This is a genomic window from Streptosporangium sp. NPDC002544 (assembly GCF_040295965.1).
In the GTDB taxonomy this organism is placed as follows: Bacteria; Actinomycetota; Actinomycetes; order Streptosporangiales; family Streptosporangiaceae; genus Streptosporangium.
In genome coordinates this window covers 288,798-307,371 of record NZ_JBEOWJ010000001.1, presented here as the reverse complement: position 1 = coordinate 307,371, position 18,574 = coordinate 288,798, and the positions used below count along the sequence as shown (strand labels likewise).

Genomic DNA, 18,574 nt, shown 5'->3' with positions numbered 1-18,574 from the left:
TTTTCACGCGTGCGCGGTACGCGCCGCTCTAGCGACCGTGGTAGTTGGGGGCCTCGACCGTCATCTGGATGTCGTGCGGGTGGCTCTCCTTGAGGCCCGCCGACGTGATCGGCATCAGCTCGCACCGTACGTGCATCTCGGGGATCGTGCGGCATCCGGAGTACCACATGCCCTGGCGCAGGCCGCCGACGAGCTGGTGGGCCACCGCGGCGACCGGGCCGCGGTAGGGGACCTGCCCCTCGATGCCCTCGGGGATGAACTTGTCCTCGGTGCCGACATCGGCCTGGGCGTAGCGGTCCTTGCTGAACGAGGCGCCGCCGCGCTCCCGGTTGCGGACCGCGCCGAGCGAGCCCATCCCCCGGTACGACTTGAACTGCTTGCCGTTGATGAAGATCAATTCACCCGGGGACTCCTCGCAGCCCGCCAGGAGCGATCCGAGCATGACCGAGTCGGCCCCGGCCGCGATGGCCTTGACGATGTCACCCGAATACTGCAGGCCGCCGTCGCCGATCACCGGAACCCCGGCCGGGCCCGCGGCGAGGGACGCCTCGTGGATGGCCGTCACCTGCGGGGCACCGACGCCGGCGACCACCCGGGTGGTGCAGATGGAGCCGGGCCCGACACCGACCTTGACCGCGTCGACCCCCGCGTCGACCAGCATCTGGGCGCCCGCGCGAGTGGCGATGTTGCCGCCGATCACGTCGACCTTGCTGTTGGCCTTGATCTTGGCGATCATGTCGGCGAGGCCCTTGGAGTGGCCGTGCGCGACGTCCACCACGATCACGTCGACCCCGGCCTCGATCAGCGCGCTCGCCCGCTTATCCGCGTCACCGCCGACGCCGACGGCCGCCCCCACGACGAGCCGGCCGTTGGCGTCCTTGGTCGAGAGCGGGTACTTCTCGCTCTTGGTGAAGTCCTTGACGGTGATGAGCCCGCGCAGCCGCCCCCCGGCGTCGACCAGCGGGAGCTTCTCGATCTTGTTCTTCCTGAGCAGGTCGAACGCGTCGTCGGTGGAGACCCCGACCGGCGCGGTGACCAGCGGCATCGGGGTCATGACCTCGCGCACCGGACGGCTGTGGTCGCTCTCGAAGCGCATGTCACGGTTGGTGACGATGCCGACGAGCACGCCGCTCGCGTCGGTCACCGGCACCCCGGAGATCCGGTAGGTGGCGCAGAGGCGCTCGACGTCGGCGAGCGTCTCGTCGGGAGAGCAGGTGACCGGGTTGGTGACCATCCCGGCCTCGGAGCGCTTGACGAGGTCGGCCTGCTGGGCCTGGTCCTCGATCGACAGGTTGCGGTGCAGGATGCCGATGCCCCCCTGGCGCGCCATCGCCACCGCCATGCGGGCCTCGGTCACCGTGTCCATCGCCGCGGAGATCAGCGGGATCCGCAGGGTGATGCCCCGCGACAGCCGCGTGGTGGTCTCGGCCTCCCCGGGTTGCAGGTCCGAATACGCGGGCACCAGCAGCACGTCGTCGAACGTGAGCCCCCGATCGGTGAACTTGGCCATCTGCAACCCTCCTGCCGCGGCGCTCTCATGAAGGGGAAAGGCGCCGACCCCCGGGTCACAGTTTAGAGTCTGACGCCAAACCTGGTGGACCCGGGGGAAAAGCCGGAGGCCCGGATCTCCCACCGGAGTCGCATACTGGTAAGTAGCCGGGTTTCCGGTACGGGCCGGAGATCTTCAGGTTCCCGCTTCCAGGACCTCCCGGCCACCGCGGTCGCCTGCCCCGTACCGCCCCGGACCGTCATACTCGTGCCGGTTCGGGGTCTGTTTATCACATCCAGGCCATAAGGTGGGATCGTGCTCGACGATGTCCCTCGCGACCCGTTCGCGGATGACCCCGACGACCCGGCGGCGGCGCTGGGCGATCCCGACGATCCCGAGCCGTTGACCACGGACGAGCGCGACGAGGCCATGACCGACCTCGCCGACGTGGAGGTTTTCCGCTCACTGCTGGAGCCCCAGGGCGTGCTCGGCCTGGTGCTCGACTGCCCCGAATGCGGGGAGCAGCACTACTTCGACTGGGAGTTGCTGCGCGGCAACCTGCGCCAGATGATCGAAAACGGCCAGCCCCAGGTGCACGAGCCCGCCTACCAGCCCAACCCCACCGACTATGTGAGCTGGGAGTACGCCCGAGGCTACGTGGACGGTGTGATCGACACCGAGGAACACCACTGATCCACGTCGCCGGTTACCCCGGTCCGCCCACCGTGAGCCGTGAACACGCCCGGGATCAGCCGGACTGCGTGATCGACGCCGAGGAACACCGCTGATCCACGTCGTCGATCAAGGCGGCCAGCAGGGCGACCGCGGCGTCCGGCGTGGAGACGGGCGTCCTGCGCGAGAGCGCCTCCACCAGGGCGTCGGTCTCGGCCACGGCCGGATCCTCGTCCGGCCCGTATCTTCGAGCCGGACGTCGCGGGTGAACCGTTGTCATGATCGTTCTCGCTCCGGGTCGTCGCGAGCCCCGTCCCGCGGTTCGGGCTTTCGCTCGCGGCCCCTGCTCGACAGCTCGGCGGTCAAGCTATCGACTCCAGCTCCGCCATCGCTCGTAGCCGGGCCAGCGCCCTGTGCTGGGCGACCCGGACCGCACCTGGTGACATGCCGAGTACATTACCGGTCTCCTCGGCGGAAAGGCCCGACACCACTCGGAGCATGAGAAGCTCGCGCTGGTTGTCCGGCAGCCTCGACAGCAGCCGGCGTGCGTGTTCGGCCTCGATGTAGCGCACCACGGTCTCCTCGGGCCCCGGCCCCTCGTCGGGCCCGTCAGGAAGGTCCTGGGTGGGCACGGCGGACCGTACGGAGCTGCGCAGCGCGTCGGCCACCTTGTGCGACGCGATGCCGAAGACGAAGGACGCGAACGGGCGCCCCATGTCACGGTAACGGGGCAGCGCGGACAGCACCGCGATACATACTTCCTGGGCCACGTCGTCCGCGATGTGATACTGACCGGAAACCCGGCCCAGACGACCACGGCAATAACGGACGACCATCGGCCGCAGTTGCGCGATCAGAGATTCGATCGCGGTGCGATCCCCCTGAACGGCGAGGCTTGTCAGATCCTTGAGATCGTCCCTATGGACGCCCCCTTCGGACCTCGTCGCAAGCCTCACCCCATTTTTGGCGTCGGCGACGCATCCCTCGGTCACGTTAGGCATGATGCCCGCCCTGATAGTGCCTGTCGTCATGGCAAACGGCTACGGATTGGTCACATTGAGGCGGCGATAACGGTGCGTAATCACGCACTGACCACGGCGACTACGCTATGTGCAAATATTTCATTCGATTGCCAAATACATCGACTATTCGGAGGAACCGCGTTTGCCCTTACGAGTGACGCGCCATGACGCGGTGCGGGCGCATTTGGTTTACCGCAAAACGCGAACGGCCCGCGCCTCCGGGGAGACGCGAGCCGTTCGGAACCGGTGAGATCAGTGACCGTGGCCGTGGCCGTGGCCCTGACCGGCGGCGGCCGGAGCCTCCTCCTCGGGCTTGTCCACCACGAGCGCCTCGGTCGTCAGCAGCATGCCGGCGATGGAGGCCGCGTTCTGGACGGCCGAGCGGGTGACCTTGACCGGGTCGATGACACCCTGGGCGATCAGGTCGCCGTACTCGCCGCTGGCGGCGTTGAGGCCGTGGCCGACGGGCAGGTCGGAGACCTTGGAGGTCACCACGTAGCCTTCGAGGCCGGCGTTCTCCGCGATCCAGCGGGCCGGCTCGACGAGCGCCTTGCGGACGATGGCGACACCGGTCGCCTCGTCGCCGGTCAGGCCCAGGTCGTCGAGGACCTTGGAGACGTGCACGAGCGCGGAGCCACCGCCGGAGACGATGCCCTCCTCGATCGCCGCGCGGGTCGCCGAGATGGCGTCCTCCAGGCGGTGCTTCTTCTCCTTCAGCTCCACCTCGGTGGCCGCGCCGACCTTCAGCACGCAGACGCCGCCGGAGAGCTTGGCGAGACGCTCCTGGAGCTTCTCACGGTCCCAGTCGGAGTCGGACTGCTCGATGGCGAGCTTGATCTCCTTGACCCGGTCGGCGATCGCCGAGGCCTCGCCGGCACCGTCGACGACGGTGGTGGAGTCCTTGGTGATGACGACGCGCCGGGCGGTGCCCAGCACCTCCAGGCCGACGTGCTCCAGCTTGAGGCCGATCTCCTCGCTGACCACCTGGCCACCGGTGAGGATGGCGATGTCCTGCAGCATGGCCTTGCGGCGGTCACCGAAGCCCGGCGCCTTGACGGCGACGGAGGTGAAGGTGCCACGGATCTTGTTCGTGACGAGAACCGCGAGGGCCTCGCCCTCGACGTCCTCGGCGATGACCAGCAGGGCCTTCTTCGTCTGCGCGATCTTCTCGAGCAGCGGCAGGAAGTCGGCGACAGAGGAGATCTTGTTCTGGGTGATCAGGATGTAGGGGTCCTCCAGGACCGCCTCCATGCGCTCCTGGTCGGTCACCATGTAGGGCGACAGGTAGCCCTTGTCGAACTGGAGACCCTCGGTGAACTCGAGCTCCAGGCCCATGCTGTTGGACTCTTCGACGGTGATGACACCGTCCTTGCCCACCTTGTCGAACGCCTCGGCGATCAGCTCGCCGATCTTGGCGTCCTGCGCGGAGATCGTCGCCACATTCGCGATCTCCTTCTTGTCCTCGACCGGGCGGGCCGACTCGATCAGCCTGTCGCTGACGGTCTTGGCCGCGATGTCGATGCCGCGCTTGAGGGAGAGCGGCTGGGCACCGGCGGCCACGTTGCGCAGACCCTCGCGGACCATGGCCTGGGCCAGGACGGTCGCGGTGGTGGTGCCGTCACCGGCGACGTCGTTGGTCTTGGTCGCCACTTCCTTGGCCAGCTGCGCGCCAAGGTTCTCGTACGGCGCCTCAAGCTCGACCTCGCGGGCGATGGTGACACCGTCGTTGGTGATGGTCGGCGCACCGAACTTCTTGTCGATGACGACATTGCGGCCACGCGGGCCCAGCGTCACCTTGACCGCGTCCGCGAGAGCGTTCACGCCGCGCTCGAGAGCTCGGCGCGCGTCCTCCTCGAACGACAGGATCTTCGGCATGACAGTCCTCTCTATAAGTACGTCGGCGCATCAAAGCCCCGGGCGCTCTCGCGACCCGGGGCTCGATACGTCATCTTTGTGAAGCGAGAACTACTTCTCGATGATGGCGAGCACGTCACGGGCGGAGAGCACGAGGTACTCCTCGCCGTTGTACTTCACCTCGGTGCCGCCGTACTTGCTGTAGAGGACCACGTCGCCCTCCTTGACGTCGAGCGGAATCCGCTTCTCGCCCTCGTCGTCCCAGTTGCCCGGACCCACCGCGAGGACCTTGCCCTCCTGCGGCTTCTCCTTGGCGGTGTCCGGGATGACCAGACCGGAAGCGGTGGTCTGCTCGGCCTCAAGCGGCTGGACCACAATGCGGTCGCCAAGCGGCTTAACGGGAACCTTGGTGGCGGTCGTCACGTCGGACCTCCCCTTCAGATTTGAATGATCTAGAAGAGGCGACCAGCGGTCTGCCGTCGCGGGTGTCAGACCTGCCTCGTCGCATGTATTTGGCACTCTCACCGGGAGAGTGCCAATACGGAACAGTATGCAAGGAGGGCTTGACAGTCAACACGGAGCGCCCGTCTGCGCTTCGGGCGAACGTCAAACCAGGTGGAAGCCCCTCGCGAAGCCCCACGGTGAAGGCGGTAGCGTCGGGTGGTGTGAATCTCGACGCATTCCGCGAACTCCTGACCCCGCGCGGCCAGGAGGCGCTGGGCGCGGCGGCCGAGGCCATCGGCGACGACCCGGTGGCGGCGGTGACAAGGTTAAGAAAGATCTACGACGCGGACCTGACCTCGGCGGCGCTCACCCAGGCCGAACTCAGGCTGCGCGCGAGGGAGAAGTTCGGCGCCGACGCCGATCTCATGTACTTCACCCGGCCCGGCCTGGAGCAGGCCACCCGCCGCGAGGTGGCCGACCACCGGGCGCGGCGCGTCCCCGCGGGTTCCCGGGTCGCCGACGTCTGCTGCGGTATCGGCGGAGACCTCCTCGCCCTGGCCAGGGCCGGATGCGTCGTCGAGGCGGTCGACGCCGATCCGCTCACCGCCGCGATCGCGGCGGCCAACGCCGCCGCCCTGGGCTTCGGCGACCGGGTCTCGGTCCGCGCCGCCGACGCCTCCACCCTGGACCCGGCCGCCTTCGACGTCCTGTTCGCCGACCCCGCGCGCCGTACCGCGCGGGGCAGGACCTTCGACCCGATGGCCTACTCGCCCGCCTGGCCCGCCGTACTGGAGATGGTGGCCAGGGCCGGGGCCGCCTGCCTGAAGGTCGCCCCCGGGATCCCGTACGAGTTCGTCCCCGCCGGGGCGGAGGCCGAATGGGTCTCCTACCGGGGCGACGTCAAGGAGGCCGTGATCTGGTGCGGCACACTGGCGGGTGAGACCGCGCGCAGGGCCACGATCCTGCCGTCGGGCGTCACGATGACGCCCGACCCCACCCTCGGCGATCCCGGCACCGGCCCGGCGGGCCGCTACATCTACGAGCCCGACGGCGCGGCGATCCGCGCCCACCTGGTCGCCGAGATCGCCGCGTCGGTCGGCGGGCGCCTGCTCGACCCGCAGATCGCCTACATCACCGGCGACGTCGCGGCGCCGACGCCGTGGGCGTCGCGGTACGAGGTCCACGAGACGCTGCCGTTCTCGCTCAAGCGGCTGCGGGCGGCGCTCCGCGAGCGCGGGGCCGGCAATGTGACGATCAAGAAACGTGGCTCCGCGGTGGATGTCGACCGTCTCAGGAAAGACCTCCGGCTGCCCGGAGGTGAATCCGCGACGGTCATTCTCACCCGAATAGGTGACAGGCCATTTGCTTTCATATGCAGCCCCAGCTGACCAGCCAAAATGGTCGATTATTCCAGCAAGCCGACAATTCCTGTCTTTTAACCTCGCCCCTGGAAAACCTTGATCCAGAGGCTAAGGTTGCCGGGCGGGAGTTCTCTCGCCTCCGATTTCATCCCGTTCATCGGCAGAACCGACCCAATCCAACCGCGCGGCTGAGCGTCGGCGAGCGAAGGAGCTCTCGGTGGATCACTCTGACCACGCCCTGCTCCAGACGGGCAGCCAGACCGCCATCTCCGACCGGATGCGCGAACTCCTCGCCCGGGCGGCCCAGGACCACGTCTACGAGCAGCGGACCCAGGGCGCCGTGCTCGACGAGATCCGGCAGCGCCTGGAGGGCATGGAGTGGCTGCTGCGCGAGGTCAGGGAGCGCGAGATCGGCGGGCTGAACGGCACGCTCGAGTCCGTCAACGGGCGCCTGGACGACATCGCCGCCCGCCCGCCCTCCTGGGCCGAGGGCCTGGCCCAGCACGTCGAGGCGGTCCGCGACCACGTCGACGCCGTCGGCGAGCGGGTCGAGTCCTTCGGCAGGCGGGTCGACGCCGTCCGCGACCGGGTCACCCCCCTCGGCGAGCTGCCGAGCCTGTGGACCGATCTCGGCACCGTGGGCGAGAGCGTGGACGAGGCGCTCACCCGCCTCCGGGCGATCTCCGACGGCACCCAGGGCATCGACGAGCAGGTGCGGCAGCTGGCCGAGCACCTCGGCCGGCTCCAGGCCGACATGGGCATCGCGGCGCACCGGTTCGGCCGCCTGGACAGGGCGCTGGCCGACCTCTCCCAGCGCGCCGGGCGCATCGAGGCGGGGATGCTCGGCCTGTCCGCGAGCGTCCAGCAGGCGGTCGGCACGGCCGCCGACCGGGTGCTCGCCGCCGTCGAGCAGGTCAACGGCAGGGTCGAGCGGGTGGGGGCCGGGGTCGATCTGGTGGTGCCCAGGATCGACGAGCGCGCCGCCGCCGTGGAGAGCCGCGTCGACCGGCTGAACGGCCATCGCATGGCGGCGGGTGGCCGTTTCGACACCCTCGACGAGCGCCTCGACGACATCGAGGGCCGCCTCACCGGCCGGATGGACGTCATCGACTCCCGCCTGTCCACCCTGGACGGCCGGGCGGAGAAGTCCGGTGAGCGCCTGGAGAGCCTGGACGAGCGCCTTGAGGCGCTGCCCTCCGTCCTCGGCGTCGGTATCGGCGTCAGCGCGCTCATCGGCGCCCAGACCGACGAGCAGCGCGAGCGCTTCGACTCCCTGGACGAGCGCGTCATCCGGGCCGAGGCCGCGCTGGCACCGCTGACCGAGATGCTCCGCGCCCAGCCCGACCGCGACCAGCTCTCCGACGCCCTGAGCGAGACCGTGGAGCCCGCGCACGCGGACCTCACCCGCCGGCTGGGCGCCCTGGAGGAGACCATGCTGGCCCTGGCCGAGGCACTGCTCCGCCCCACCAGGGACTGACCGGAGCCCTCCCGGGCAGGGGCCCGTGCGCGGGACTCCCCCACTCCCTGACCGATCGCCGATCCCGTACCGGTGCCGTCAGCCGGTCCGAGCGGCGTCGAGGGCCTGGTCCTCGGCCGGGCCCCGCACCCCCGCCTCGCGGCACAGGTTGCCCCTGACCACGCCGAGCAGGGACGTCAGCTCCTCCGTCTGCTCCTCCGTCAGTCCCCGGGTCATCCGGCGGTGCATCTCGGTGAGGACCCGGTCCACCTCGGGGCGGAGCGCGTGCCCCCTGGGCGTGATCTCGACGATGCTGATCCGCCGATTGGCCAGGTCGGGCCTGCGGCTGACGAAGCCGCTGCGCTCCAGGCGCTGCAGGGTCTTGGTCATGGTGGACACGTCGATGCCGACGATCCTCGCCAGCGCGTTCTGCGACTGGGGGCCGTTGTCCCACAGGGCGCCCAGCACGCGCTCCTGGCCCGGGTAGAGGTCGATCTCCCCGAGAAGGCTGGCGAGCAGGACCCGGTGACCTCGGGCGGCGTAGGCCATCAGGCAGTTGAGGTCGGCGTCGTACTCGCCGCACCCCTTGGTCGCCTCGCACCCCTCGTCGAACAGCGGCTCCGCCATGTTCAGGTCCTTCCGTCCCCTCCGAGACTACCGCTTGCATGTTGGCCGACCAAGTTGTAGAACTGCTTATTGGCTAGCCAAGTTGGCCAGCCAAGAAGGGAATCGTCATGCCGTTCTCACCGTTCTCACTGGCCGGCCTCCAGCTGCCCAACCGCCTGGTCATGGCACCCATGACCCGCTCGCGGTCCTACGTCGACGGGATCCCCTCGTCGCTGACCGCCCTCTACTACGCCCAGCGAGCCTCCGCGGGCCTGATCATCACCGAGGGGGTGCAACCCAGCCAGGCCGGAAAGGGGTACATGAACACCCCGGGCCTGCACACCGACGAGCAGGTCGCGGGATGGCGGGAGGTCACCGACGCCGTCCACGCGGCGGGCGGCAGGATCTTCGCCCAGATCATGCACTCCGGCCGGATCGGCCACCCCGACAACACCGGCGCGCTGCCCATCGGGCCGTCCGCCGTACGACCGGCGGGTCAGATCTTCACCCCCAACGGCCTGCAGGACCACCCTGTCCCCCGGGAGCTGACGACCGCCGAGGCGGAGGCCACCATCCAGGACTTCGCGGACGCCGCCGCCCGCGCCGTGGACGCGGGCTTCGACGGGGTCGAGGTGCACGGCGCCAACGGCTACCTCATCCACCAGTTCCTGTCGCAGAACGCCAACCTGCGCGAGGACCGCTTCGGCGGCTCGGTGGACAACAGGATCCGCTTCGGCGTGGAGACCGCGCGGGCGGTCGCCGACCGGATCGGCTCGTCCAAGGTCGGCATTCGGATCTCACCCGGCAACGGCGCCGGGGACCTGGTCGAGGAGGACCGGCACGAGGTCTACCCGGCGCTGGTCTCCGAGCTCGCCGATCTCGACCTGGCCTACCTGCACCTGGGGATGAACGGTTCGGACGACCTCAGCCTGGAGATCCGCAAGTCCTGGCCGAACACCCTCATCGTCAACGACGCGTCGATAGGCGACCCGGCCGCCAGGGTCTCGCACTCGCTGGAGCGCGGCGCCGACCTGGTCTCGCTGGGCGCGTCGTTCCTGGCCAATCCCGACCTGCCGGTCCGCCTCCGCCTCGGCGCCGAGCTCAACCAGGCCGACTTCAACTCGGCCTTCGGCGGCGACCACCGCGGCTACACCGACTACCCGGTGCTGGCCCTGCACTCCGTGTAGGAGCGGCCCGACAGCGCCTCGAAGAGCCCGTAGAGCCGCCGCCCACGGGGGCGCGGCGGCCCGGGACGGAGCCCCGCGACGGCCGTGAGGCCGCTACACGTGGACCGTGGTGACGGGCAGCGAGGAGTCGGCGGGAATGTCCAGCGGCGACGGCTCGACACCTGCCGCCACCAGATCGGAGCCCAGCGCCGCCACCATGGCACCGTTGTCCGTGCACAGCCCGGGACTGGGCACCCGGAGCCGGACCCCGGCCGCCTCGCAGCGCTCCTGCGCCATCGCCCTAAGCCGGGAGTTGGCCGCCACCCCGCCGCCGATCAGCAGGTCACCGACACCGTACTTGGCACACGCGCTCAGGGCCTTGCGGGTCAGCACGTCGACGACGGCCTCCTGGAAGGACGCCGCCACGTCGGGCACGTGGATCGACTCGCCCGCCTTCTCCCTGGCCTCCACCCACCGGGCCACGGCGGTCTTCAGGCCGGAGAAGGAGAAGTCGAGCGTCCCGTCGTCGTACTTGCCGCGCGGGAACGCGATGGCCGCGCCGGAGCCGTCGCGGGCCACCCTGTCGATGTGCGGCCCGCCGGGGAAGGGCAGGCCGAGCACTCTGGCCACCTTGTCGAACGCCTCGCCCGCGGCGTCGTCCACGGTGGACCCCAGCGAGATGACGTCCTTCGCGACATCGGGCACCAGCAGCAGGGACGAGTGCCCACCGGAGACCAGCATGGCGATACACGGCTTGGGCAGGGCTCCGTGCTCCAACTGGTCCACCGCGACGTGGGCCGCCAGGTGGTTGACGCCGTACAGCGGCACGCCCAGACCCAGCGAGTACGCCTTGGCGGCGGCGACGCCGACGAGCAGCGCGCCGGACAGACCCGGCCCGGCGGTGACCGCGATCGCGTCGATGTCCGCGAGGCGCAGGCCCGCCCGTTCCAGTGCCCGCTCGACGGTCGGGGTCATCGCCTCCAGGTGCGCCCTGGAGGCGACCTCGGGCACCACCCCGCCGAAACGGGCGTGCTGCTCGACGCTGGAGGCGATGGCGTTGGCCAGCATGGTGTGCCCCCGGACGATTCCCACCCCCGTCTCGTCGCAGGAGGTCTCGATGCCCAGGACCACCGGTTCGTCACGCATGGAGATCCTTTCTCATCATGATCGCGTCGGTGCCGTCGTCGTAGTAGCGGAGGCGCATGCCGATCCGCTCGAACCCGAACCTGTCATAGACCGCCTGCGCGCCCGGGTTGTCGGCGCGCACCTCAAGGAAGACCGAGACCGCGCCCCTGCGCTCGGCCTCGGTCAGCAGCTCGGTCAGCAGGGCGCCGCCGATGCCGTTCCGGCGCCACTCGGCCAGGACCGCGATGGTCTGCACGTCGGCCTGGTCCCCCGCCGCGGCGAGGCCCGCGTAGCCGACGATCGCGTCCTCGGCCAGGGCCACCACGTAGTGCCTGGTCCTCGGCTGGTCGTCGAGTTCGCCGCGGAGCATGCCCTCACTCCAGGCGTCGGCTGGGAAGGTCCTGCGCTCGATCTCCATGACCGCGGGCAGGTCGTCGAAGGTCATCTGACGGAGCACCGTCGTCATGCGGAGACCTTCTTGGGCGCCGAGGGCACCCGGGCGTCGGGACGGCGCAGATAGATCGGGTGGGGCAGGCCGAGCACGGGGTGGGTGCCGCTCTCGACGACCGTGTGGACGCCCGGCTCGCCGAGCTGCTCGGCGGCCAGCGCCGCCAGCGCGCCCGCGTGGGGATACTCCGGCGTGTCCAGCAGCCGGGAGGCCCCGACGACCTCGGCGTACATCCGCGCGCCCGCGCCGACCAGCGGAAGCTCCCCCGGCAGGTCCTGGGGCCGGTCCACCGCGGGGCCGGACAGCCGGGTGCGCATCTCCTGGTAGTGCCCCCAGAACACCTCCTTGCGCCGGGCGTCGGTGGCCACCAGGAACGGCTCGGTCAGCCCGCTGCCGTAGGCGAGCGCGTCGAGCGTGCACACACCGTACGCCGGGACGCCCAGTGACGTCGCGAGGGCCTGGGCGGTCACCAGGCCGACCCGGAGCCCGGTGTAGGGGCCGGGGCCGGAGCCCGCGACGACCGCCGTGACGTCGCGGAGCGAGGCTCCGGCCTCACTCAGGACCGTCTCGATCGTGGGTACGAGCAGCTCACCGTGGCGGCGCGCGTCGACCGTCGTCGACTCGGCGAGGACCCTCGCACCGTCGTGCAGCGCTGCTGTGACGGCGGGGGTTGCGGTGTCAAAGGCCAGGACCAGCACGAACAGTTAGCCTAGTCCTTCCGGGGAGGGCTCAGTAGCGCCGCCCTGGCGGGGCGGCGGCGTACGGCCCGCCGCGCCCCCGTCCGAGCCCTGTACGGGGCCCGCGCGAGCCCCGGGCAGCCGGGCTCAGGTCTTGACCAGGGTGGCGTAGACGATGAGGTTGTCGCGATATTCGTGGTTGTCCCAGTCGAAGGTCCCGCCGCAGGTGATGAGCCGCAGGCCGTCCTCAAGGTAGACCTTGTCGGCGGGGAACCGGCTCTTGCTGATCTGCTCGATCGTGTCCACCCGGTACTGGGCGACCTTGCCGTCGCTGCGCACCACCTTGATGACCTGTCCCTCCCGCATCTCCTTGAGCTTGTAGAAGACGGCGGGCGCGGTCTTGGTGTCCACGTGCCCGAGGATCACCGCGGAGCCCTCGTCCCCGGGGACCGCGCTGTCCTTGACCCAGCCCGCGGTGTTCGGCTTCTCGTACGGCGGCAGTTCGATCCGGCCGTCCTTCACGCCGAGCTTCATCAGGGGCGCCTTGATACCCAGGGACGGGATGTCGATGCGGCTGGGCACGATCGAGGCCCGGACCGGCGGCTGCTCCTCACCGCCGTCCCTGCTGTTGAGCGCGACCATGACGGCACCGGTGACGACTCCGGCCAGGATGATCCTGGACCAGCGGGTGGAATCGGCCATCAGGGACTACGAGCGGCGGCGACGCACGACCGCGATGCCGATGCCGCCGGCCAGGGCGAGGGCGAGCAGGACACCCGTCGTGCCGATCGGCCCGCCCGAGTCGGCGGGGCCTCCCGCCGCGGTGCCGCCGCCGCCCGTGCCCGGCGCCTCGGTGCTGATGATCGTTCTGGTCGGCTTGGAAGTGGGCTTGGACGTCGGACTGGAGCTCGGCTCGGTGTCGGCCACGATCCTGAGGTTGGTCTTGCCCGTGTCGTTGGTCCCCTCGCACCTGGCGTTGACCTCGTAGACACCGGCGGCCACGCTGTCGGCGACGGTGGCCTGGCCGCGGACCCATGGGCGCGGCGTCGGGCTGGCGGTGTTCGCGGGGGCCGGCGTGGGCGTCGCGAGGATCGGGTCGAGGGTCACCGGGGTGCGGAAGATCCGGGATGACGCGGTGCCGCGGTGCTCGGGACCCCCCTGCGGGATCGGGCAGTTCGCCAGGACCCACACCTTCTGCCCGGCCTTGGCACGGGCCGGCTGGAGCTGGACCTCGATGTCCTGCCGGCTGATGCCGGAATCAGGTGGGGTGGTGGTGGGGGTGGCCGTCGGGCTGCCTGAGTTGGCCTCCGCCGAACACCCGACCAGCCCGACCATCCCGAAAAGAACGATGGCTCCCGTAACCGCGACACGCTTGACGCTTGGCACCGTCGAACTCCACTTCGCCCTCCGGCCGACGACCCTCGCCCGGCACGATGTCCCACCTGTTCCCCATTAAACATGGGCAAACCCGCCAGAGTCGATCAACGCGCCCGACGATCTAGACCAATGGGGCGGGGTACCAGCCTGTCAGGATTTCCCAGCCCCCGTGGGCAAATCAGATGACACCTTCCCAGCGCGGTCCGACCCCGCGGAGGGTCACGGTCCGTTCCTCACCCGGCTCGCCGGACGCGCCCCTGCCGATGAGGATCTCCAGCCGGTCGTCGGCGAGCCCCTCCACCAGGCCCTCGCCCCACTCCACGACGGTCACCGACTCCTCCAGCGAGGCGTCCAGGTCCAGGTCGTCGACCTCCAGATCCCCGCCGAGGCGGTAGGCGTCGACGTGGACCAGTGCCGGACCGCCGGAGAGCGAGGGGTGCACCCGGGCGATGACGAAGGTCGGCGAGGTGATCGGTCCGCGTACCTTGAGCCCTTCTGCGATGCCCTGCACCAGGGTCGTCTTACCCGCGCCGAGCGGGCCCGACAGCACGGCCAGGTCTCCCGGCCGCAACAGCTCGGCCAGCCTCTGGCCCAGCTCCCGCATCTCCTCGGCGGTCGCCACGACTATCACCGGTGCGTCACTCCTGTCACCACTCCCGCCCGTGTCCGGGCTCATCGGTTCTCGTCGCCCGCGTCGGTGTCGGCGATCGCCCGCTTGAGCAGGTCGTGCAGCGCGTTGTTGACGAGCGCCGGCCGCTCCAGGTGGACCAGGTGCGAGCTCTCCGGGATCTCGGTGAACCGGGCGCTCGGCAGCGCCGCCGCCATCGCCTTGCTGTGCTCGACGGGGGTGAGCCAGTCCTTGTCACCGACCATGATGGAGGTGGGCACCTCGTCCAGCACACCCAGCGCGCTCAGCTTGTCGTGCGACATCAGCGCCGGGTAGAACTCGGCGATCACCTCGAAGGGGGTGGAACGGATCATCGACTCGACGAAGTCGACGACCGTGGGACTGACGTTCTTGGAATCGCCGAACCCCAGGTGGCGCAGGGCCAGGAAGGCCACGTCGTTGCCGACCTGGCGGCTCTTGTCGACCAGCGCGCCACCGCGCCTCAGGATCGACACCGTGCCCGGTGTGACCTTGTGCACCGCCTTCGACAGCAGCGCGGGCAGGCCGAGGGAGATCTCGCCGAGCCTGCCGGGGGAGGTGGAGATCAGCGCGACACCCTTGATCTTGTCGCCGAACAACTCGGGGTGCCGGTCGGCGAGCGCCATGATCGTCATACCGCCCATGGAGTGGCCGACGAGCACGCACGGGCCCGGCACCAGCGCCTCGACGATCTCGGCCAGGTCGTCGCCGAGCCGGTCGATCGAGCAGTCCTCCGTCGGGATGCGCGGCGATCGCCCGTGGGAGCGCTGGTCCCACAGGACCAGGCGGTAGGCGTCACCCAGATCGCGCCGCTGGTAGTGCCAGGAGTCGAGGTTGAGCGTGTAGCCGTGGCAGAGCACCACGGTCAGCGGAGCGTCTTCCCGGCCGTCCACCTCGGCGTACAGCGAAACGCCGTCGGAGGTGGTGACCGTGGTGGGACGGCCCCGGAGCTCTCCAAGCGGCTCGCTCGCCTCCAGGTCGGGGCGGAGTCTGATGCGGCCGACGGCGTACCGCTTGGCGAGGGCCCCGGCGGCCACTCCCGCGGACGCGACACCGACGATCGCGCTCGCGATACCGACCTTGCGCCGTGTGGTAGTACTCATGCGACCCCCTGAGCTCCCTTTTACCGGTAAACGCGTGGGACCCGCGAACCGATCCCGGTCACGATCTCATGCGTGATCGTGCCGAGGGAATCCGCCCATTCCTGGGCGGTCGGCTCGCCCCGCGATCCGTCACCGAACAGGATCACCTCGTCGCCCTCCGCCAGTGGGTCGTCCGCTACGTCGATCATGAACTGGTCCATGCAGACCCGACCGGCGATCCGCCGCCTGCGGCCACCCGCCAGCACCTCCGCCAGGTTGGTGGCGCGCCGCGAGATCCCGTCCGCGTACCCGAGCGGGACGAGACCAAGCGTGGTCTCCCGATCCGTGACATACAGGTGGCCGTACGACACACCCGATCCGGCGGACACCCGCTTGACCAGCGCGACCCGCGCCACGAGCGTCATCACCGGGCGCAGCCCGAAGTCGCCGAGCTCGGGCACGGGGCTCAGCCCGAAGGTCGCGATCCCGGGGCGGACCATGTCGTAGTGCGCCTGCGGCAGCGTCAGGGTGGCCGCCGAGTTGGCGATGTGCCTGATGACGTGGGAGCCCCCGGCACCCGCCTTCTCCGCGACGGCCAGCGCCTCGTCGAACGCCATCAGCTGGGCCACGATGGATGGATCTCCCGGAATGTCCGCGCAGGCGAAGTGGGACCAGAGCCCGGCGATCTCGACGGTCCCCTCGGCCTGCCGCCGCAGCGCCCGGTCGAGCAGGTCGGGCCACTCACGCGGCGTCGCACCACCACGTGACATGCCGGTGTCGGCCTTCAGATGCACCCTGGCCGTCCGGCCGGTCAGGGCCGCGGCGTCGGCGATCGCGTCGACCACCGCGACCGAGCCCGCCGACAGCTCGATGTCGTGCTCGACCGCCTGCGCCAGGGGCTCGCCCGGCGGGAGGATCCACGCCAGGATCGGCGCGGTGATCCCGGCGGCCCGCAGTTGGAGGGCCTCGCGGACGTAGGCGGTGCCCAGCCGCCCGGCACCGCCCTCCAGGCAACCTCGCGCGGCGGGGACCAGCCCGTGCCCGTAGGCGTCGGCCTTGACCACCGCCATCATCTCGGCGCCGGGGGCGTGGCTCCCGAGCAGTGCCAGATTCTCGCGGATCGCCGAGAGGTCCACCCGTGCCTCGGCGGGCGTCATCGGGAAGCTCATCGCTCCAGTTTGGCAGGTGAGCGGCTCTGCCTGAGCCCGTTGACCAATGACCGCACCGTCTCCGGCAGGGCCTCGGCGACGTCGGAGGCGGCGAGAGGGCCGCGCCGACCGGCGATTCCGTGCAGGTAGGCGGCGCAGGAGGCCGCGTCGTAACCACTCAGTCCCGCGGCCAGCAGCGCGCCCGCCAGGCCGGCCAGCACGTCGCCGGTGCCGCCGGTCGCGAGCCAGGGACTTCCGGTGGGGTTGATCCTGACCGGCCGCCCTTCCTGCGCGACCAGCGTGGTCGAGCCCTTGAGCAGTACGGTCACGTCCAGCTCGGCCGCCGCCCGCCGTACGTTCTCCAGGCTCCGTGCCTCGATCAGCTCCCTCGGCACCTCCGTCAGGCGGGAGAGCTCGCCGGCGTGCGGGGTGATCAGGACGGGCGCGTCGCGGCGGAGCAGTGACCGCTCCTGGGCCACCAGGGTCAGCGCGTCGGCGTCGACGAGCACGGGGACATCGTCGGCCAGCACCGAGCGGGCGATGGCGCGCGCCTCGTCGCCGGTGCCGAGCCCGGGACCGAGCACCCACGCCTGCACCCGGCCCACCTCCTCGACGCCCTCGCCGGGGGCGAGCGTGGTGATCACCGCCTCGGGCCAGCGGGCCCGCACCTGGGCCACCGGCTCGGCGACCCCCGCGTAGCGGACCATGCCCACCCCGGCCCGCAGGGCCCCGCCCACCGCCAGCACCGCCGCACCGGTGTAGCGCTCGCTGCCCGCCGCGATCCCGACGACGCCCCGGCGGTACTTGTCGGAGGAGGCACCGGGCCTGGGCAGCAGGGCGGCCACGTCGGCGTCCGTCAGCGCGACCGCGTCGGGTCCCGGCAGATGGGGGCCGAGACCGATGTCGACGAGTTCCGTCCGGCCCGCGTGCCCGGCGCCGGGATCCACCAGCAGCCCGGTCTTCCACGCTCCGAACGTGACCGTGGCGTCCGCGCGGACCGCCGCGCCCTCCACCTGGCCGCTGCTCGCGTCCACCCCGCTCGGCAGATCCACCGCGACGACCTCGCCGGGCGCGTCACCCGCGAGCCGGGCCAGGGTCGCGTACGGCTCCCTGAGCGCCCCGGTCCCGCCGATCCCGAGCATCCCGTCCACGATCAGGTCCGCCGCGCCGATCAGGTCGCGGACCGCCCCGCCCACCACCGCGTCACCACCCGTCACACCGTCCCCGGGCGCTTCCGCGAGGTTTCCCGTCGCCGGCCCCTCCGAAGCGACCGGCCGACCGGCCGGGGTGGTCGCGGGGGCAGCGGCTTCGCCGCCGGGCAGGTCGGTCACCCGGCCGCCCGCGCGGCGCAGGGCCTCCAGTCCCGCCTCGTGGACGCGCTTCCCGGCGATGATCGCGTCAACCCCGGCCCCCCTGGCCGCCAGGCGTGCCCCGGCGTAGAGGGTGTCGCCGCCGTTGTCACCGCCGCCGACGAGCAGCACGACGCGGGAGCCGTACACGCCGCCGAGCATCCTGGCGCAGACCACCGCGAGCCCGGTGGCCGCCCTCTCCATCAGGGTGCCCTCGGGCAGGGTCGCCATCAGCGCCGCCTCGGCCGCCCTGATCTGGTCAGATGTGTACGCGGTCCGCATTCCACCGAATTTATCCCTCGGCGATCACATAGGCGATGGCGACACCCCCGTCGTGCGTCAGGGAGACGTGCCATCTGACCACGCCCAGGGCCAGGGCGACGTCCGCCACCTTGCCGGTCACCCGCAGCTCGGGCCGCCCGTGCTCGCCGGTGAGCACCTCGGCGTCCAGATGCCGCAGCCCGGGGGGCGCGCCCAGCGCCTTGGCGACGGCCTCCTTGGCCGCGAACCTGGCGGCCAGCGACTCCGTCGCCAGCGCGCTCTCGGCGGCGGTGAACAGGCGCCCCCGCAGCGCGGGCGTCCGCACCAGGGTCGCCTCGAACCTGGCCACGTCCACGACGTCGACGCCGATCCCAACGATCATTTCCCCAGG

General features: G+C 70.7%; 20 protein-coding genes. 4 read left to right on the top strand and 16 right to left on the bottom strand.

The window, feature by feature from the left end; genetic code table 11:
- Nucleotides 1-28: 28 nt before the first annotated feature.
- Nucleotides 29-1,510: an IMP dehydrogenase gene (gene guaB / locus ABT061_RS01495; RefSeq protein WP_350911449.1), complete on the bottom strand. Its 1,482-nt coding sequence runs from the start codon at nucleotides 1,508-1,510 to the stop codon at nucleotides 29-31.
- A 294-nt stretch (nucleotides 1,511-1,804) separates the two neighbouring features.
- On the opposite strand from guaB, the gene ABT061_RS01490 reads away from it, so the two are divergent.
- A complete protein-coding gene (locus ABT061_RS01490) occupies nucleotides 1,805-2,182 on the top strand; it encodes a DUF5319 family protein (RefSeq protein ID WP_030912798.1) in 378 nt (125 codons plus the stop codon).
- A gap of 55 nt (nucleotides 2,183-2,237) precedes the next feature.
- Here ABT061_RS01490 and ABT061_RS01485 read toward each other — a convergent pair whose 3' ends face one another.
- The 4 genes from ABT061_RS01485 to groES all read right to left on the bottom strand — a co-directional run bounded on the left by ABT061_RS01485 (nucleotide 2,238) and on the right by groES (nucleotide 5,460).
- Nucleotides 2,238-2,381 carry a hypothetical protein gene (locus ABT061_RS01485; protein WP_350911447.1) on the bottom strand — a complete coding sequence of 48 codons (144 nt, stop codon included), beginning with the start codon at nucleotides 2,379-2,381 and terminating at the stop codon, nucleotides 2,238-2,240.
- 142 nt (nucleotides 2,382-2,523) lie between these two features.
- On the bottom strand, nucleotides 2,524-3,162 hold the full coding sequence (locus tag ABT061_RS01480) for a sigma-70 family RNA polymerase sigma factor (protein ID WP_030912801.1): 639 nt from the start codon (nucleotides 3,160-3,162) through the stop codon (nucleotides 2,524-2,526).
- A 273-nt stretch (nucleotides 3,163-3,435) separates the two neighbouring features.
- On the bottom strand, nucleotides 3,436-5,058 hold the full coding sequence (gene groL, locus ABT061_RS01475) for a chaperonin GroEL (protein WP_350911445.1): 1,623 nt from the start codon (nucleotides 5,056-5,058) through the stop codon (nucleotides 3,436-3,438).
- Nucleotides 5,059-5,148: 90 nt separating this feature from the next.
- Complete coding sequence (groES, locus tag ABT061_RS01470; RefSeq protein WP_030912806.1) at nucleotides 5,149-5,460, bottom strand: co-chaperone GroES; 312 nt, start codon at nucleotides 5,458-5,460, stop codon at nucleotides 5,149-5,151.
- Between the two features lie 242 nt (nucleotides 5,461-5,702).
- Here groES and ABT061_RS01465 point away from each other — a divergent pair, with 242 nt between their 5' ends.
- A complete protein-coding gene (locus ABT061_RS01465) occupies nucleotides 5,703-6,869 on the top strand; it encodes a class I SAM-dependent methyltransferase (protein WP_350911443.1) in 1,167 nt (388 codons plus the stop codon).
- A 190-nt stretch (nucleotides 6,870-7,059) separates the two neighbouring features.
- Complete coding sequence (locus ABT061_RS01460) at nucleotides 7,060-8,319, top strand: hypothetical protein (protein WP_350911441.1); 1,260 nt, start codon at nucleotides 7,060-7,062, stop codon at nucleotides 8,317-8,319.
- Between the two features lie 78 nt (nucleotides 8,320-8,397).
- Here ABT061_RS01460 and ABT061_RS01455 read toward each other — a convergent pair whose 3' ends face one another.
- Nucleotides 8,398-8,925 (bottom strand): MarR family winged helix-turn-helix transcriptional regulator, encoded by a 528-nt coding sequence (locus ABT061_RS01455; RefSeq protein WP_350911439.1) that lies wholly within the window; start codon nucleotides 8,923-8,925, stop codon nucleotides 8,398-8,400.
- Between the two features lie 107 nt (nucleotides 8,926-9,032).
- On the opposite strand from ABT061_RS01455, the gene ABT061_RS01450 reads away from it, so the two are divergent.
- Nucleotides 9,033-10,091, top strand: a complete 1,059-nt coding sequence (locus ABT061_RS01450; RefSeq protein ID WP_350911437.1) for an alkene reductase — start codon at nucleotides 9,033-9,035, stop codon at nucleotides 10,089-10,091.
- Between the two features lie 93 nt (nucleotides 10,092-10,184).
- Here the strand turns inward: ABT061_RS01450 and tsaD are convergent, their stop codons facing one another.
- From tsaD to ABT061_RS01400, 10 genes are all read right to left on the bottom strand, one after another.
- Nucleotides 10,185-11,216 carry a tRNA (adenosine(37)-N6)-threonylcarbamoyltransferase complex transferase subunit TsaD gene (gene tsaD / locus ABT061_RS01445; RefSeq protein WP_350911435.1) on the bottom strand — a complete coding sequence of 344 codons (1,032 nt, stop codon included), beginning with the start codon at nucleotides 11,214-11,216 and terminating at the stop codon, nucleotides 10,185-10,187.
- Nucleotides 11,209-11,661 carry a ribosomal protein S18-alanine N-acetyltransferase gene (gene rimI, locus ABT061_RS01440; RefSeq protein ID WP_350911433.1) on the bottom strand — a complete coding sequence of 151 codons (453 nt, stop codon included), beginning with the start codon at nucleotides 11,659-11,661 and terminating at the stop codon, nucleotides 11,209-11,211. Before rimI ends, tsaD begins: the two co-directional genes overlap by 8 nt.
- A complete protein-coding gene (gene tsaB, locus ABT061_RS01435) occupies nucleotides 11,658-12,341 on the bottom strand; it encodes a tRNA (adenosine(37)-N6)-threonylcarbamoyltransferase complex dimerization subunit type 1 TsaB (protein WP_350911431.1) in 684 nt (227 codons plus the stop codon). The genes rimI and tsaB overlap by 4 nt, the downstream gene beginning before the upstream one ends.
- Before the next feature lie 126 nt (nucleotides 12,342-12,467).
- Nucleotides 12,468-13,022 (bottom strand): class F sortase, encoded by a 555-nt coding sequence (locus ABT061_RS01430; RefSeq protein WP_350911429.1) that lies wholly within the window; start codon nucleotides 13,020-13,022, stop codon nucleotides 12,468-12,470.
- 6 nt (nucleotides 13,023-13,028) lie between these two features.
- A complete protein-coding gene (locus ABT061_RS01425) occupies nucleotides 13,029-13,706 on the bottom strand; it encodes a hypothetical protein (protein WP_350911427.1) in 678 nt (225 codons plus the stop codon).
- A 169-nt stretch (nucleotides 13,707-13,875) separates the two neighbouring features.
- Complete coding sequence (gene tsaE, locus ABT061_RS01420) at nucleotides 13,876-14,373, bottom strand: tRNA (adenosine(37)-N6)-threonylcarbamoyltransferase complex ATPase subunit type 1 TsaE (RefSeq protein WP_451934970.1); 498 nt, start codon at nucleotides 14,371-14,373, stop codon at nucleotides 13,876-13,878.
- Nucleotides 14,370-15,446, bottom strand: a complete 1,077-nt coding sequence (locus tag ABT061_RS01415; RefSeq protein WP_350911425.1) for an alpha/beta fold hydrolase — start codon at nucleotides 15,444-15,446, stop codon at nucleotides 14,370-14,372. The genes tsaE and ABT061_RS01415 overlap by 4 nt, the downstream gene beginning before the upstream one ends.
- A 20-nt stretch (nucleotides 15,447-15,466) precedes the next feature.
- The gene (gene alr / locus ABT061_RS01410; protein ID WP_350911423.1) at nucleotides 15,467-16,594 is read right to left on the bottom strand and encodes an alanine racemase; all 1,128 of its coding nucleotides are present in this window, start codon (nucleotides 16,592-16,594) and stop codon (nucleotides 15,467-15,469) included.
- Nucleotides 16,591-18,204 carry an NAD(P)H-hydrate dehydratase gene (locus ABT061_RS01405; protein ID WP_350911421.1) on the bottom strand — a complete coding sequence of 538 codons (1,614 nt, stop codon included), beginning with the start codon at nucleotides 18,202-18,204 and terminating at the stop codon, nucleotides 16,591-16,593. Before ABT061_RS01405 ends, alr begins: the two co-directional genes overlap by 4 nt.
- Nucleotides 18,205-18,214: 10 nt before the next feature.
- Nucleotides 18,215-18,565, bottom strand: coding sequence for a holo-ACP synthase (locus tag ABT061_RS01400; RefSeq protein ID WP_030912838.1), 351 nt, complete (start codon nucleotides 18,563-18,565; stop codon nucleotides 18,215-18,217).
- Between the last annotated feature and the right edge of the window lie 9 nt (nucleotides 18,566-18,574).

Coding starts and splice junctions, on each gene's coding strand:
- guaB (WP_350911449.1), bottom strand. CDS start 1,510: ATGGCCAAGTTCACCGATCGGGGGCTCACGTTCGACGACGTGCTGCTG.
- ABT061_RS01480 (WP_030912801.1), bottom strand. CDS start 3,162: ATGCCTAACGTGACCGAGGGATGCGTCGCCGACGCCAAAAATGGGGTG.
- groL (WP_350911445.1), bottom strand. CDS start 5,058: ATGCCGAAGATCCTGTCGTTCGAGGAGGACGCGCGCCGAGCTCTCGAG.
- ABT061_RS01455 (WP_350911439.1), bottom strand. CDS start 8,925: ATGGCGGAGCCGCTGTTCGACGAGGGGTGCGAGGCGACCAAGGGGTGC.
- ABT061_RS01450 (WP_350911437.1), top strand. CDS start 9,033: ATGCCGTTCTCACCGTTCTCACTGGCCGGCCTCCAGCTGCCCAACCGC.
- tsaD (WP_350911435.1), bottom strand. CDS start 11,216: ATGCGTGACGAACCGGTGGTCCTGGGCATCGAGACCTCCTGCGACGAG.
- rimI (WP_350911433.1), bottom strand. CDS start 11,661: ATGACGACGGTGCTCCGTCAGATGACCTTCGACGACCTGCCCGCGGTC.
- ABT061_RS01430 (WP_350911429.1), bottom strand. CDS start 13,022: ATGGCCGATTCCACCCGCTGGTCCAGGATCATCCTGGCCGGAGTCGTC.
- tsaE (WP_451934970.1), bottom strand. CDS start 14,373: ATGAGCCCGGACACGGGCGGGAGTGGTGACAGGAGTGACGCACCGGTG.
- ABT061_RS01415 (WP_350911425.1), bottom strand. CDS start 15,446: ATGAGTACTACCACACGGCGCAAGGTCGGTATCGCGAGCGCGATCGTC.
- alr (WP_350911423.1), bottom strand. CDS start 16,594: ATGAGCTTCCCGATGACGCCCGCCGAGGCACGGGTGGACCTCTCGGCG.
- ABT061_RS01405 (WP_350911421.1), bottom strand. CDS start 18,204: ATGCGGACCGCGTACACATCTGACCAGATCAGGGCGGCCGAGGCGGCG.
- ABT061_RS01400 (WP_030912838.1), bottom strand. CDS start 18,565: ATGATCGTTGGGATCGGCGTCGACGTCGTGGACGTGGCCAGGTTCGAG.